The sequence below is a fragment of the Streptomyces sp. NPDC102279 genome (assembly GCF_044766365.1).
Classification (GTDB): Bacteria; Actinomycetota; Actinomycetes; order Streptomycetales; family Streptomycetaceae; genus Streptomyces.
In genome coordinates, this window is sequence record NZ_JBIWLU010000002.1 from 32414 (window position 1) to 45337 (window position 12924).

Below are 12924 nucleotides of genomic sequence, written 5' to 3' on the forward strand. Positions count from 1 at the left end.
TTGATCCTTTTCCGCACGGCGGATAGCGAAAGCACGCAGCGCTCCAACACCTATCACCGATTCTTCGCGGGGGGCGTGAAGCGCGACCGGGAGGGCCGCAGTTGCCACCCACCACAGCGCCTCAGCCAGGGGGGCCGCACGGATCGGGCCATCTCTGCGAGGGGGGCGCCGACGTTGCCGAGTCGTGGGACCCGCTGTGACCAGCGAGCGTCAACGTGGCACCTGTGATTGAACCCTGCGCCTCCAACCGGTTGCCGATGTCGAGCCGCCGGGGTCCTGATGCTGTTCGTGCCACAATGCTGCACTAGTTTGGCGATCTGCTGGGACGGCCTATGAGTGGCCGCTTCACCCCGCACCATCGCGTACTCGCACTCTTACGAAAGTTCGCTCTGGCAGGCCAGTTGAGGGCGCTGCCCTGGCAGGACATGCCCGTCCTTCACTGCTCCCGCGAGCGCGGGCACGGCCGGGAGGACGTCCGCGAGGTGAAGGCTTGCAGCGTCGACGAGCTGCTGATCCCCCACGCACGACAGGCCGTGCAGCTGCACCGCAGCGGCGCCGTTTCGGAAGCGGGAGATGGCAGACCGAGACCGTCTACGCCGTCACCGACCTGTCCGCGCACCAGGCAGGAGCGGCCGAGATCGCGCCCTGGTCCCGTGGCCACTGGATCATCGAAAACACCGTCCCCCAGACCAAGGACCTCACCTTCGCCGAGGACGCCGGCCAGGTCCGCCGCCACCGCACCCCGCCGTCATGAGCGCGCTACGCGACCTTGCCCGTCGCCCTCCACCAAGTCGGCGGGGCCAACATCGCCAGCGGCCGACGCGCTCACACCCAACCTGCAGCCATCCTCGCCCACCACGGAATCCCGGAATCAACTCGGATGATCTGGACGCTCCCCGGGCCCTGCCGGCATACCTCCGGCAACCGTTCACCGTTCAGGTGGAACGGTGTGTTCGCCGCCGGGCCGCCACGCGAGCTTCGTCGCTCCGGCGGCGAACCGTACGCGTCCTCCTCGCCCCGGACGCGACGCCGACGCGGATCAATTCGAAGGCTGGTCGCCGCGGTCGTCCTCGAGCATCTGTCGACGCTCCTGTTCGCGCTTGGAGTAGGCGGCTGCCCGGATCGCCTCGTCGCTCTCCACCCCCGATCCCAGCGCGCCGCCCACGGTCGCGGTCGAAGCGACGAACCAGGACAAGGTCAAGTACTCCGTGGCCTGCAGCGGGGTCCGTGTCATGGAAGCGAATACCCGGTCGTTGAGGATGAATAGCGCCCACATCAAGTTGATGACCATCAGCCCGACATAGCAGACGACCACACCAATACCTACGGTCAGGACCGTCGAGGCGTTGTAGAGCCTCGTTTTCACCTTCGTTTCCAGCGAGGTCTCATCTGAGCGATGCCACAGTTGCGCGTCCACGATCAGCCAGCCGATCATCAGGGCGACAGACCCGACCATGGCGATCACGAGGCGCGGCGTACTGAGGGCCTCGGCCAGGCTCCAGACGGTGGAATTCACGGTGGCGATGGCGCCGGTGGCGAGTGCGGCCGCCAGGGCTTTCGACAAGCCCGGCACCAGCCGCCATGGCCGGTTGGCGCGGACCATACCGGCAAGCACCGTCGCATATCCGCGCAGTCCGCTGACGACATACCGAAGATCGACACTCTCGTTCTCACCGACGGGGCCGGGATGAATAGGCGTGAGAGGGCCGGCGAAGGGCCCAGGGTGCGGCTGACCTTGCCGACGTTCGCCAGTGCCGGTGACCTGCGGCCCGGCCAAGGCGAGCACGGCTTCTTCCACAGCCCGTCGAGCCCTCTTCTGAAGCCGAAAGCCCCCCAGAGCAGGAAGAGACAGCAGTGCCAGGCCGTGCTCGTGATCCAGATTCACAGCGAGCTTGCGCCCGTGGGAGTGCATCGGAAGGTCAGTGAGGGCCACCACCATGTCCCAGTCCTCCGCCCTCGCCCGATCCGTGATCCGGTCCATCAGGGTGGCCAGGTCCTCGGTCTCTGCGGTGAAGGGCTCACTGACCACCTTGACATCGAACCGTCGCCCCTGTCCCACCTTTTCAGCCAGCCGGGCAGGAAGGATCCGGGCCATGCGCTCCGCGATCTCCGTCGGCGCGTCCGGATCTGCCAGGAGAGCCACGACCGTCACACCCTCGGACGACACCCGCATGCCTGGACCCTTCTTGTCAGCCGCCCCCACGATCGCGCGCCCACAGGATGCCCCAAAGGTGAGCACAATCAGGCGTACCGCCACGAACACCCTGGCAATACCCCAATTCCGCCCCGTACGCCGCGCCACGCCCGCCCGCTTCGGTGTCCGGTCCCGGAGTAGCAGCTCGATCCAGCTGTTCACCGGCCTCCCTCGCACTCGCCACGCAGCGTTCGGCCTCATGAGCAGCGGCCTCCGAGGACACCCTTTATGTGGGGTCACTGAGCGTGGCGATGGTCACCCTGCTGTCGATTGGCATGCTGGTCTGCGTACCCAGGCGGCCGGACACCTGGTCCTGACAGGGCAATAGAGGGAGGCCAATTAGGCCCGACATGCGCATGCGTTTACACACCTCGTCGGCCACGCTGAAGGGAAGCCCAGGAGGCCGGGGACCGCCCCGGCGGCCACAGTCGGAGGTTGTCGTCATGACCGTGATGTCCATCGCCAGGTTCGAAAGGTTCTTCCGCGCGGCCGCGGGGCTGGACGTCGACAAGAATGATCTCAAGCGCTACAGCGACTTCGTCGACGCCAAGTTCTACGATCTGCTGACCGTCGCTCAGGCCACCGCCAAGGCCAACGGGCGCGACATCATCCGTACCTGCGACCTGCCGATCACGAAGGGCCTGCAAGAGAGCATTCACCAGTTCCGCAAGATCGACCAGGAAGTAGAACTCAAGCCGATCCTGGAACAGCTCGCCACCCACCCCACTCTGGATCGCACACCCGACGAGGAGACCGAGGCCACCTATCCGGACATCATCGGCGGACTCAGCCTGGCCCTTGGTCGGAGCTTCAAGATCCTCCAGCCCGACCTTAAGAATCCCCGGACTCAGCACTGGGATCAGGCCCGAGCCGTCTTCGACCTCCTGGTGTGACTCCTGGTGTGAGCCGCGCGGACCAGGCAGCGCAGGCCGCGGCCGAATAGCTCGGCGCGCGATCGCCGATTTGTTGGTGACATCAGCGGAACCCTTACGCCCGCCGCGCTTCACCGCAGCATCACCCGGTCGACCGCAGCGGGGCAGAGCACACCGGGAGCGCTGCCGCTCATCGATGCCATCCCCCGCCTCGGCACAGCCGGTCGTCGTAGCGATGCGGCCTCACCCCGGAGCAAGATGCTCCCGGCGAAAAGGGGAAACCTGAGAGTCGGCTCGCAGGACTGCATACGACGTGGACGGCCCCTCATCCCACGCTTGCCATGGGGCCGATCGCAACATCCCACCGGACTGGCGGACGATCATCGCGCTCGACAGACACGGCGCCCCACGGCTCAGTCCGCAAGCCACGGCTCAGTCCGCAAGGTCGGCCTTGCCGAACAGAACCGCGTAGCTGGAGGGGAGTTGGCTGATGATCTGATTCAGCTCTCCGCCGGTGACAGCGTCGGCAACGGTGGTCAGGACCGCACTGGCGTCCCACTGGGCCGTACGCGGCCGAGCATGAATGCGATCGGCGACCCGACGGTAGAACTCCTCGATCCCAAAGCTCTTCGCCTGCTGCGGCGTGGCCCGGTCCAGAACTCCTCGCAGCGGGCCGGGCAGTTGGGATGCGAGGTCCTTGGTCTCTCCCGGACTGATCCGTAGGGCCAGCACTTCCAGCACGGCGTTGGTGACGTCCGCGGCTTCGTCTTGGTCGTTGTATTCGCCTCGTTCGCGCACGCGGGCGAGGAATCCGTCGTATTTCATCGCTGCCTTCCTTCTGCCCAGTCACCGCTGACCACTGGTGTCACCTGGTGGGCGGTCGGGTCGGCCGGGTTTGTCCGGCGGCGCGTAGCTGCCGTTCGCAAGGCCCTCGGCCCGGGACTCCCGCTCGGACTCACGCAAGGCTCGGCTGAAGCGACCGGGGCCCCAGGAACGGCCGCCCAAAACCTCTTCGAGTCGGTCGCGGCTCGTCGGGCCGCCTTCCTGGAGCGCGTGGGTGATCTGCTCGATCTCGTCGTCGAGCCGTTGTTCGGCCATGGCAGACGTACGGCTTGCCGTGCCCGCCGTGCCGGCCATACCCGGCGAGTACAGGCTGCTGCCCGGCCCGCTGCCCGGGCGATAGCGTCGGGCTCCGGCGCGCTCACGCTCCCGTCGGCGGGCGGTGCGGTCGGCAATCCGCAGTTTCCGCTCGCGCGCGGCCCGCCGAACGCTCGCGGGGCGGAGGCCGTCTCGTGCGTCCTGTGGGGCGGGTTCGTTGCGCCAGGCTGCCTCGGACTCCTCAGCGGTGAGCGGCCGGGCGATGTTCTCCAGGGACTTTTGTTCGGCCTGGACACCGAAGAAGACCTCGGCCAGGCCGCCCAGGGCCATGGCTGCCGCTCCGACGAGGAAGCCGATGGCCACCAGGTCCGCATTTCCGCTGTGAATCAAGTGGCCGAACAGCAGGGGGCCGGTGATTCCGCCCACGGCCGTGCCGATCGCGAAGAACAGCGAGATGGAGAGGGCTCGAGTCTCCATGGGGAAGACCTCGCTCACCGTCAGGTATGCCGAACTCGCTCCCGCGGAGGCCACGAAGAAGGTCAACGAGACCAGCACGAAGAACCACGTCGTCGTCAGGGAGCCGTTGATCAGCAGGGCGGCAAGGACGGCTGCCACGAGCGCCGAGCCGAAGTAGGTGCCCGCGATCATCGGCTTTCTGCCAACGGTGTCGAAGAGCCGGCCGAGGAGGAGTGGTCCGAGGAAGTTGGCGATCGCGAAGAGGGCAAGGAAGTAGGGGATCGAGCCCGAGCCGATGTCGAAGAAGCCGTTCAGGATCGTGCCCAGGTCGAAAACGATCGCGTTGTACAGGAACGCCTGCCCGACGAAGAGCGCCAGACCGAGGACAGCGCGACGGGGATATCGTCGAAGAGCCACGCCGGCGATCTCCGTGAACGGAATGACGTCGCGCTGCCGTACGGTGACCGCCTCGCCCGGTTCCTCCAGCTCGCGCCCGGTCTCCTGGCGCACCTCGGCCTCGATCCGGTCGACGATGCGTTCAGCGTCGGCCTGATGCCCGTGGATGAACAGCCAGCGCGGACTCTCCGGCACGTGGCGGCGGACCAGCATGATGCCCAGGCCGAGAATGCCGCCCAGGCCGAAGGCCAGCCGCCAGCCGAGGTCGGCTTCCAGCAGGCTCTCGTTGAGAAGCAGCACGGCGACGAGGCTGCCGAGCGCCGCACCGACCCAGTAGCTGCCGTTGACAGCGAGATCCACCCGCCCGCGGTTGCGGGCCGGAATCAGCTCGTCGATGGCCGAGTTGATCGCGGCGTACTCTCCGCCGATGCCCATGCCGGTGATGAATCGGGCGAGATAAAGGAACCAAACGTCGTGGGCGAAGGCGGTCGCGACGGTGGCGAGGACGTAGATACCGAGCGTGAGCATGAACAGTTTCTTGCGCCCGTATCGGTCAGTGAGTCTCCCGAACAGGAGAGCGCCCACGCATGCGCCGGCCACGTAGATGGCGGCGGCAGTGCCTATGTCGGCGCTGGTCAGGTTGATGCCGCTGCCCGGCTCGGTCATACGGGCGGCAACGGCCCCGACGATGGTCACTTCGAGTCCGTCCAGAATCCAGACGGCTCCCAGACCGATGACAATACGCCAGTGGAATCGGGACCACGGTAGCCGGTCAAGTCGGGCGGGGACCTTGGTCGTGACGACACCGAGCTCAGCGGTGGTGGTCATGCCGTACCTCCTCGTTCAGGGCCGTGGGCTGTGCGTGGAGAGCGACAGAACAGGCCGGAACGGACCGGACCGCATAGGGTGGTGTGCTGTGCTGCGCTGCCACCTTCTGGGACACCGTTTTCGCTTTCGGCATGAGGGCGACGCGATGCTCTGGCGCTGTGCGCGTGGGTGCGGAGCAGGGGGGAGCAAGCACTATCCGACGGCCCTGGACGCCGACCGTTACGCGCGGGCGTTCGACCGCGAGGACCAGGCGGACCTGGGCCGGCGAGCGCCGCTGGGCCTTCTCCCCCTTCGGCTGCTGCGCGCCTGGCGTCTGCGGCACCACAAGCAGGCTGACGGGTAGCGGCGTGCCGAATACCCGCCGCCAGGTTGTGACGCCTACGTCATTCATGAGGCACCTCAGGGGGTCCGGCCTCGCCGCTGGCCGCGGTGCCGGACGGTTGCCCGAACCGCGGCGTTCGCGTCTCAGCCGCCAGCCATGGGGCCTGGCCTGCACTGCGCCACCGCGTTGGCGCCGGACGGGCGTCGGCGTGGTCATTCCCATCGCCTCCTTGTTCTTCTGGTGATCTCGTCGCACCCCGGGTGTCAAGCGAGCCAAGCGGACTCCTTCGGACGGGTGTGCGGAGACCTGTCGGTGCCGCCGGAGGCCGCCGTGTAGCCCAGGTAGCGGTGCACGAAGTGAATGCTCATCGCGCCTTCGCCGACCGCGGAGGCCACACGCTTTACCGAACCGCTGCGGACGTCGCCGACGGCGAAGACGCCGGGGAGGCTGGTCTCCAACGTCAGGCAGTCGCGGCCCTGGCTCTGCCACAGTTCGGGAACGGAGCAGGCTTGTGCCTCCGCGCCGGTGAGCACGTAGCCGCGCGCGTCCAGGGCGAGCGCGTCGGACAGCCATGCGGTGCGAGGGTCTGCGCCCGTGAAGACGAACAGGGCACGCACCGCGAGGTCGCGGTGCTCGCCCGTGCGGCGGTCCACCACGGTGACCGCGTCCAACGTCTTGCCGCCGGATGCCTCGCTCACCTCCGTATGCAGCAGCATCCGCACACGCGGGTGACGCTCGATCTGATCGATCAGGTAGCGGGACATATGCGCTTCGAGGCTCGGCCCACGGACGAGCAGATACACCTGCGATGCATATCCGGCCAGGAAGAGCGCAGCCTGGCCGGCGGAGTTGCCGCCGCCGACCACCGCCACCGGGTCGCTGCCGCACTGTTGGGCCTCATAGAGGGTCGCCGAGTAGTGGATGCTCGAGCCCTCGAACGGCTCTGCGCCGGGCACCTGGAGACGGCGGTAGCGGGCGCCGGTGGCCAGGACGACGGTACGGGCGGTGACTTCGCTGTCGTCGGCGAACCTGACGGTGAAGTAGCCGTCCCGCCTTTCAAGCCGGGCCGCCTCCGTCGGAACGCTGATCCGAGCGCCGAACTTGCCGGCCTGGAGCACAGCACGATCGGTTAGTTCGGCGCCGGAGATGCCGGAAGGGAAACCGAAGCAGTTGTCGATGCGGGAGGACGTCCCGGCCTGGCCACCGGTGGCCAGCGCCTCGACCACGGTCGTGTCGAGACCCTCGGATGCGGCATTCACCGCGGCGGCGAGACCGGCCGGACCCGAGCCGACGATCAGGAGATCACCGCGGCCGTTGCCGGACCGCAGGGGCGGCAGGCCGATGAGCCGGGCCAGTTCGGCGTTGCTCGGATTGCGCAGCAGGGTCGTGTCCCGCCAGATCACCAGCGGCGTCTGCTCCGGACCGACCGCGAAGCGGCGCAGCAGCGCCTCGGCTTCCCCGTCCGTCTCCAGGTCGATCCAGCGGTGCGGCAGTCGGTTGCGTGTGGCGAACTCGCGCAGCCGCCGGGTGTCGGGCGAATAGCGCGAGCCGATGATGCGGAAACCGGCGCCCTGTCCGACGAGCAGAGCACGGCGGCCCAGGCAGGCTCGCAGCACCACATCACCGAGCACGGAATCCCGGGTCACCAGGTCACGCAGCTGATCCATGGTCAGGGTGAGGACATCGCCGGGGTCCCTGACCACGGCGGTGTAGAAGGCCACCTGTTCGTTCAAGAGGCCCAGTTCGCCGATGAAGCGGCCGGGGCCGTGCACCCGCAGCAAGCGTTCACCGGGCGTGCCGTAGCCCTCGACGATGGCGACCGAGCCACTGAGGACGACGTAGAACATCTCGCACCGCTCCCCCTCTCGGATCAGCACGTCACCGGCCTCAGCCGCGCGCCGTCGGCCATGCTGCGCCAGGCGGGCCGTCTGGTCCTCCGACAGGCGGGGATAGGCGCCGTAGATGTCGGGCGTCTCGAAGGGGACACTCTCGGCCTCGGCGTCGTCCGGCACGGGTGCGCCAGGCTGCGTCTCGTCGCCGGACATCACACGAACGCCTCGTGGACGAAGCACCACCGCCAGCTCTCGCCGGTCTCCAACGAGGCCACGATCGGGTGGCCGTCGGCGGCGGCGTGACGGCGAGCGTGCCGGTTCGGCGAGGAATCACAGCAGCCGACGTGGCCGCAGGTGAGGCAGAGCCTGAGGTGGACCCAGGAGGAATGTGTGGCCAGGCACTCCTCGCACCCTGGGGAGCTAGGGGTGACGGGGCGTACGAGGGCGAGGTGGGGGTCGGTTCGTACGGTCATGGCTGTTCATCCTTTCCCGGCCGGTTCACGGCCCGCGATCGACTGCTCCACCCACCGACGCAGGGCAGGTGCAGGCGCGGCGCCCGCCTGCCGGGCGATGGTCTGTCCTTTGTCGAGCACCAGCAGCGTCGGTACCGCCTGGACCTCGAACCGCCGCGCCAGGCGCGGGTTCTTGTCGATGTCGACCTTGACCAGCTTGATCGTGCCGGCGAGTTCGGTGGCGACCTCCTCCAGCGCGGGGCTCACCATGCGGCAGGGGCCGCACCAGGTGGCCCACAGGTCCACGACGACGGGTACGGTGGCCCGCTCGACTACCTCGGTGAAGTCGTCGTCGCCCGCGTCGGCCATCCACGGCAGAGGCTGCTTGCAGTTGCCGCACCGGGGGCGGCCCTCGGCGGCGGCGGGCACCCGGTTGGTGCGCCCGCAGTGCGGGCAGGTGACGTTGGCGACTTCCACGCTGCTCATGCCGCCCTCGCTCCCTCCACGTCCTGGGGCTGGTCGTAGCTGACCACCAGCTCGCCGTGCTTGGCGTCGACCCGCACCGTCGCACCGTCTTGGACGTCCCCGCGCAGGAGGGCGCGTCCGACAAGTGTCTCGACCTCGTGGGAGATGTAACGCCGCAGCGGCCGGGCCCCGTATACCGGGTCGTAGCCTTGGTGGGAGATGAGCTCCCGGGCTGCGTCGGTGAGGCGGACGGTGATGCGGCGTTCGCCGAGCCGCTGCCGCAGTTCGTCGAACTGCAGCTCCACGATCCGCTCGATCTGCCGCTCACCGAGTGGTCTGAACAGCACGATGTCGTCGACGCGGTTGAGGAACTCCGGGCGGAAGTGCCCGCGCAGCTCGCCCATGACCAGGGCGCGCGCGTCCGGCTTGATCTCACCTTGGGGGGCGGCGCCGTCGAGCAGGTACTCGGAGCCGATGTTCGACGTCATGATGATCACGGTGTTGCGGAAGTCGACGGTGTGGCCCTGAGCATCGGTGATGCGACCGTCATCGAGGATCTGCAGCAGGGTGTTGAAGACATCGGTGTGCGCCTTCTCGATCTCGTCGAACAGCACAACCGAGTACGGCTTGCGGCGCACGGCCTCGGTGAGCTGGCCGCCTTCCTCGTAGCCGACGTATCCGGGGGGTGCGCCCATGAGGCGGCTGACGGTGTGCCTCTCCTGGTACTCGCTCATGTCGAGGCGGACGATGTTCTCCTCGGAGTCGAACAGGGCCCGGGCGAGGGATTTGGCAAGCTCGGTCTTTCCGACGCCGGTGGGACCGAGGAAGATGAACGAACCGATGGGGCGGCGGGGGTCACGGATGCCGGAGCGGGCCCGGATGACGGCGTCGGCGACGAGCTTGACGGCTTCGTCCTGGCCGATGACGCGTTCGCGCAGGATCTCGTCGAGGCGCAGCAGTTTCTCGCGTTCGCCCTCCTGGAGGCGGGCGACGGGGATGCCGGTCCAGGCGGCGACGATCTCGGAGATCTCTTCCTCGGTGACGACCTCGCGCAGCAGTCGGTTCTGTCCCTGTTTGGCGGCCAACTGCTCCTCCTCTGCGACGAGTCGGCGCTCAAGGTCCTGGAGGCGGCCGTAGCGGAGTTCGGCCGCGCGGTTGAGGTCATAGGCGCGTTCGGCCTCCTCCGCCTCGTGGCGGACCTGCTCCAGTTCCTGGCGCAGCTCCTGCACGCGGCGGATCGCCTGTCGTTCGGCCTCCCACTGCGCGTGCTTGGCGTCGGCCTCGCCGCGCAGGTCGGCCAGTTCCCTGCGCAGTTCCTCAAGCCGAGTCCTACTGGCGGGGTCGCTCTCCTTGGACAGGGCGGCCTCCTCGATCTCCAGACGAGTGACGCGGCGAGTGATCTCGTCGAGTTCGGCGGGCATCGAGTCGATCTCCGTACGCAGCCGGGCGCACGCTTCATCGACGAGGTCGATCGCCTTGTCGGGCAGGAACCGGTCGGTGATGTAGCGGTGGGAGAGCGTCGCCGCGGCGACCAGCGAGGTGTCCTGGATCTTCACGCCGTGGAAGACTTCCAGGCGTTCGCGCAGTCCACGCAGGATGGAGACGGTGTCCTCCACGCTCGGCTCGTCGACCAGGACCTGCTGGAAGCGGCGCTCGAGGGCGGCGTCCTTCTCGATGTACTTGCGGTACTCGTCGAGGGTGGTGGCGCCGATCATGTGGAGTTCGCCGCGGGCGAGCATCGGCTTGAGCATGTTGCCCGCGTCCATGGCCCCTTCGGCGGCGCCCGCGCCGACGACCGTGTGCAGTTCGTCGACGAAGAGCAGGATGCCGCCCTGTGCCGCCTTCACTTCCGACAGGACGGCCTTGAGGCGTTCCTCGAACTCACCACGGTATTTGGCGCCGGCAACCAGTGATCCCATGTCGAGGGCGAACACGATCTTGTCGCGGAGTCCCTCGGGCACGTCGCCGCGCACGATGCGCTGGGCGAGGCCCTCGACAATGGCGGTCTTGCCGACACCGGGGTCGCCGATGAGGACGGGGTTGTTCTTGGACTTGCGGCTGAGGATCTGGGTGACGCGGCGGATTTCGGCATCCCGACCGATGACCGGGTCGAGCCTGCCCTCCTTGGCTTCGGTGACGAGATCACGGCCGTACTTCTCCAGGGCCTCGTAGGCCACCTCGGGGTTGGCGGAGGTGACCCGCTGATTGCCGCGGACCTGGGTGAGCGCGCTCAGGAACGAGTCGCTGGTGACGCCGGCCTGGTTGAGCAGACGTCCGGCGGCAGTTCCTGAGCCCTCCTCGGCCAGGGCCAACAGCAGGTGCTCCACGGACACGTACTCGTCCTTGAGACGTTTGGCCTCCCGCTCGGCCGTGTCGAGCAGCCGGGCCAGGCGCTGAGTGACGAAGACCTGGCCCGGCGCGGCGCCGGGTCCCGTCACCTTCGGGCGACGCGAGAGTTCCTCGCGCACGGCCGTGCGCAGTTGGTCGGGGTCGGTGCCCGCTTGCTGGAGCAGCCGCGGGATCAGGCCCTCCTCCTGTTCGAGGAGGGCGAGCAGCAGATGCTCGCCGTCGACCTCGGTGTGGCCCAGGCGGCCGGCGGCGTCCTGGGCCTCCTGCAGGGCTTCCTGGGACTTCTGGGTGAGGCGGTTCATGTCCATGGGGGTGATTCACTCCTCGTGCCGTGGCCTCGCAAGGCGGCTTCGAGCAGGCTGATGCGATCGAGCAAGTCGAGCACCAGGCCGATGGATGCGTAGTTGAGGCAGAGTCCGGAACGCAGCCGCTGGACGCGGGCGAGGACCGCCGGGGCCGTGGCATCGAACACCAGATGCCCCGCCGCGTCGCGCTGGGCGTCGACCAGGCCGAGGGCGACGAACCGGCGGATCAGATCGGGGTGAAGGCCCGAGCCACGGGCCACAGCTGCCAGGGAGAGCCTGGTAACCGGCACGAGGGCGTACCGGACAGCCGTCGAGGCACTGACGTCGGCGCCTGGTCGGACTCGACGGTCGCCGCTCGCCCGGCCGAAGCCTGCCGCTCCCTCGGGTCGGTCGTTCATCACGTCCTCCTGGGGTCGAACGAGGAGGCACTGGCGAGCTCCTCGAACAGTTCGCGCTCCCGATCGCCGAGGGTCGGCGGCACCACGATGCGGAGTTCGGCGTACAGGTCACCGTTCGCGCCACGCGGGTTCGGCATGCCCTCGCCGCGCAGCCGTAGCCGCCGACCGCTGGACGAGCCCGCGGGCACCGTGACCTTTGCCGTACCACCGCCGGGGGTGGGCACCGGCACGGTCGCACCCAGAGCCGCCTCCCAGGGGGCGACCGGGAGCTGGACGCGCACATCCCGGCCGTCCAGCCGGAACCGGGGGTGCGGCTCGATCCGCACCCGCAGGTACAGGTCGCCTCCGGGAGCCTCACCACTGCCCCGGCCGCCCTCACCGGCCAGCCGGATGCGCTGGCCTTCGGTGACGCCCGCCGGCACCTCGACCTCGTATCTCCGCGGCTGCCCGGAGGGACCGGCCAGCGTGACGGTGCGACGGCCGCCCCGGTACGCCTCTTCGACGGTGAGCGGCAGCTCGGCCTCCTGGTCCGCTCCGGGGACGCCGCCCGGGGCGGCGCCGGCCCCGAACATGGACCCGAACAGGTCCTCGATGTCGATGCCCTCCGATCCGAAGTCATCGCCGAAGCCGGTGCTGTACCGGACACGGGGGCCGCCCCCGCCGCCTGCGGTCCTGCGAGCGCGGAAGCCGCCGTGCGCTCCGGCCCCGACCTGTTCGTCGAAGTCCTCGGGGACTTTGCGGAAATCCTCGCCAAAGCGGTCGTAGCGGGCCCGCGATTTCGGGTCCGACAGGGCGCTGTAGGCCTCATTGAGGTCCTTGAAGCGTTCCTCCGCCCCCGGGTCCTTGTTGACGTCGGGGTGGTACCTGCGGGCAAGCCTGCGATATGCCTGCTGGATCTCGTCCTGGCTCGCGGTCCGTGACACGCCCAGCACCTCGTAGAAGTCCCGTGCCATGACT

12 protein-coding genes are annotated in these 12924 nt (G+C 68.4%); 3 read left to right on the plus strand and 9 right to left on the minus strand.

Going from position 1 to position 12924, the window contains the following annotated elements; all coding sequences use genetic code 11:
- Positions 1 to 490: 490 nt before the first annotated feature.
- The gene (locus tag ACIRQH_RS03665; protein WP_404224034.1) at positions 491 to 754 is read left to right on the plus strand and encodes a hypothetical protein; all 264 of its coding nucleotides are present in this window, start codon (positions 491 to 493) and stop codon (positions 752 to 754) included.
- Positions 755 to 1039: 285 nt separating this feature from the next.
- Here the strand turns inward: ACIRQH_RS03665 and ACIRQH_RS03670 are convergent, their stop codons facing one another.
- Positions 1040 to 2356: a hypothetical protein gene (locus tag ACIRQH_RS03670; protein ID WP_404224036.1), complete on the minus strand. Its 1317-nt coding sequence runs from the start codon at positions 2354 to 2356 to the stop codon at positions 1040 to 1042.
- Between the two features lie 281 nt (positions 2357 to 2637).
- Between ACIRQH_RS03670 and ACIRQH_RS03675 the strand changes: the two genes are divergently transcribed.
- Positions 2638 to 3087, plus strand: coding sequence for a DUF1931 family protein (locus tag ACIRQH_RS03675; protein ID WP_388882258.1), 450 nt, complete (start codon positions 2638 to 2640; stop codon positions 3085 to 3087).
- A gap of 411 nt (positions 3088 to 3498) precedes the next feature.
- Here ACIRQH_RS03675 and ACIRQH_RS03680 read toward each other — a convergent pair whose 3' ends face one another.
- Together ACIRQH_RS03680 and ACIRQH_RS03685 are read right to left on the minus strand one after the other, a co-directional pair.
- Positions 3499 to 3891 (minus strand): DUF2267 domain-containing protein, encoded by a 393-nt coding sequence (locus ACIRQH_RS03680; protein WP_388882255.1) that lies wholly within the window; start codon positions 3889 to 3891, stop codon positions 3499 to 3501.
- 21 nt (positions 3892 to 3912) lie between these two features.
- Positions 3913 to 5844, minus strand: a complete 1932-nt coding sequence (locus ACIRQH_RS03685) for an MFS transporter (RefSeq protein WP_388882252.1) — start codon at positions 5842 to 5844, stop codon at positions 3913 to 3915.
- 145 nt (positions 5845 to 5989) lie between these two features.
- On the opposite strand from ACIRQH_RS03685, the gene ACIRQH_RS03690 reads away from it, so the two are divergent.
- Entirely contained in the window at positions 5990 to 6187 is a 198-nt protein-coding gene (locus ACIRQH_RS03690; protein WP_388882249.1) for a hypothetical protein, read from the plus strand.
- Positions 6188 to 6429: 242 nt separating this feature from the next.
- Here the strand turns inward: ACIRQH_RS03690 and ACIRQH_RS03695 are convergent, their stop codons facing one another.
- Genes ACIRQH_RS03695 through ACIRQH_RS03720 form a run of 6 tightly spaced genes read right to left on the minus strand, consistent with a single transcriptional unit; the run spans position 6430 to position 12920 of the window.
- On the minus strand, positions 6430 to 8211 hold the full coding sequence (locus tag ACIRQH_RS03695; RefSeq protein ID WP_404224039.1) for an FAD-dependent oxidoreductase: 1782 nt from the start codon (positions 8209 to 8211) through the stop codon (positions 6430 to 6432).
- The gene (locus tag ACIRQH_RS03700; protein WP_388882243.1) at positions 8211 to 8471 is read right to left on the minus strand and encodes a UBP-type zinc finger domain-containing protein; all 261 of its coding nucleotides are present in this window, start codon (positions 8469 to 8471) and stop codon (positions 8211 to 8213) included. The genes ACIRQH_RS03695 and ACIRQH_RS03700 overlap by 1 nt, the downstream gene beginning before the upstream one ends.
- A gap of 6 nt (positions 8472 to 8477) precedes the next feature.
- Positions 8478 to 8936, minus strand: a complete 459-nt coding sequence (gene trxA, locus ACIRQH_RS03705) for a thioredoxin (protein ID WP_404224041.1) — start codon at positions 8934 to 8936, stop codon at positions 8478 to 8480.
- On the minus strand, positions 8933 to 11572 hold the full coding sequence (clpB, locus tag ACIRQH_RS03710) for an ATP-dependent chaperone ClpB (protein ID WP_404224043.1): 2640 nt from the start codon (positions 11570 to 11572) through the stop codon (positions 8933 to 8935). Before clpB ends, trxA begins: the two co-directional genes overlap by 4 nt.
- Positions 11563 to 11967, minus strand: a complete 405-nt coding sequence (locus ACIRQH_RS03715; protein WP_404224045.1) for a chaperone modulator CbpM — start codon at positions 11965 to 11967, stop codon at positions 11563 to 11565. Before ACIRQH_RS03715 ends, clpB begins: the two co-directional genes overlap by 10 nt.
- A complete protein-coding gene (locus ACIRQH_RS03720; RefSeq protein WP_388882231.1) occupies positions 11967 to 12920 on the minus strand; it encodes a DnaJ C-terminal domain-containing protein in 954 nt (317 codons plus the stop codon). The genes ACIRQH_RS03715 and ACIRQH_RS03720 overlap by 1 nt, the downstream gene beginning before the upstream one ends.
- Between the last annotated feature and the right edge of the window lie 4 nt (positions 12921 to 12924).

Bases quoted from the DNA above. Each gene is read 5' to 3' on its own strand.
- ACIRQH_RS03675 (WP_388882258.1), top strand. From the start codon at position 2,638: ATGACCGTGATGTCCATCGCCAGGTTCGAAAGGTTCTTCCGCGCGGCC.
- ACIRQH_RS03680 (WP_388882255.1), bottom strand. From the start codon at position 3,891: ATGAAATACGACGGATTCCTCGCCCGCGTGCGCGAACGAGGCGAATAC.
- ACIRQH_RS03685 (WP_388882252.1), bottom strand. From the start codon at position 5,844: ATGACCACCACCGCTGAGCTCGGTGTCGTCACGACCAAGGTCCCCGCC.
- ACIRQH_RS03690 (WP_388882249.1), top strand. From the start codon at position 5,990: ATGCTCTGGCGCTGTGCGCGTGGGTGCGGAGCAGGGGGGAGCAAGCAC.
- ACIRQH_RS03695 (WP_404224039.1), bottom strand. From the start codon at position 8,211: ATGTCCGGCGACGAGACGCAGCCTGGCGCACCCGTGCCGGACGACGCC.
- ACIRQH_RS03700 (WP_388882243.1), bottom strand. From the start codon at position 8,471: ATGACCGTACGAACCGACCCCCACCTCGCCCTCGTACGCCCCGTCACC.
- trxA (WP_404224041.1), bottom strand. From the start codon at position 8,936: ATGAGCAGCGTGGAAGTCGCCAACGTCACCTGCCCGCACTGCGGGCGC.
- clpB (WP_404224043.1), bottom strand. From the start codon at position 11,572: ATGGACATGAACCGCCTCACCCAGAAGTCCCAGGAAGCCCTGCAGGAG.
- ACIRQH_RS03715 (WP_404224045.1), bottom strand. From the start codon at position 11,967: ATGAACGACCGACCCGAGGGAGCGGCAGGCTTCGGCCGGGCGAGCGGC.
- ACIRQH_RS03720 (WP_388882231.1), bottom strand. From the start codon at position 12,920: ATGGCACGGGACTTCTACGAGGTGCTGGGCGTGTCACGGACCGCGAGC.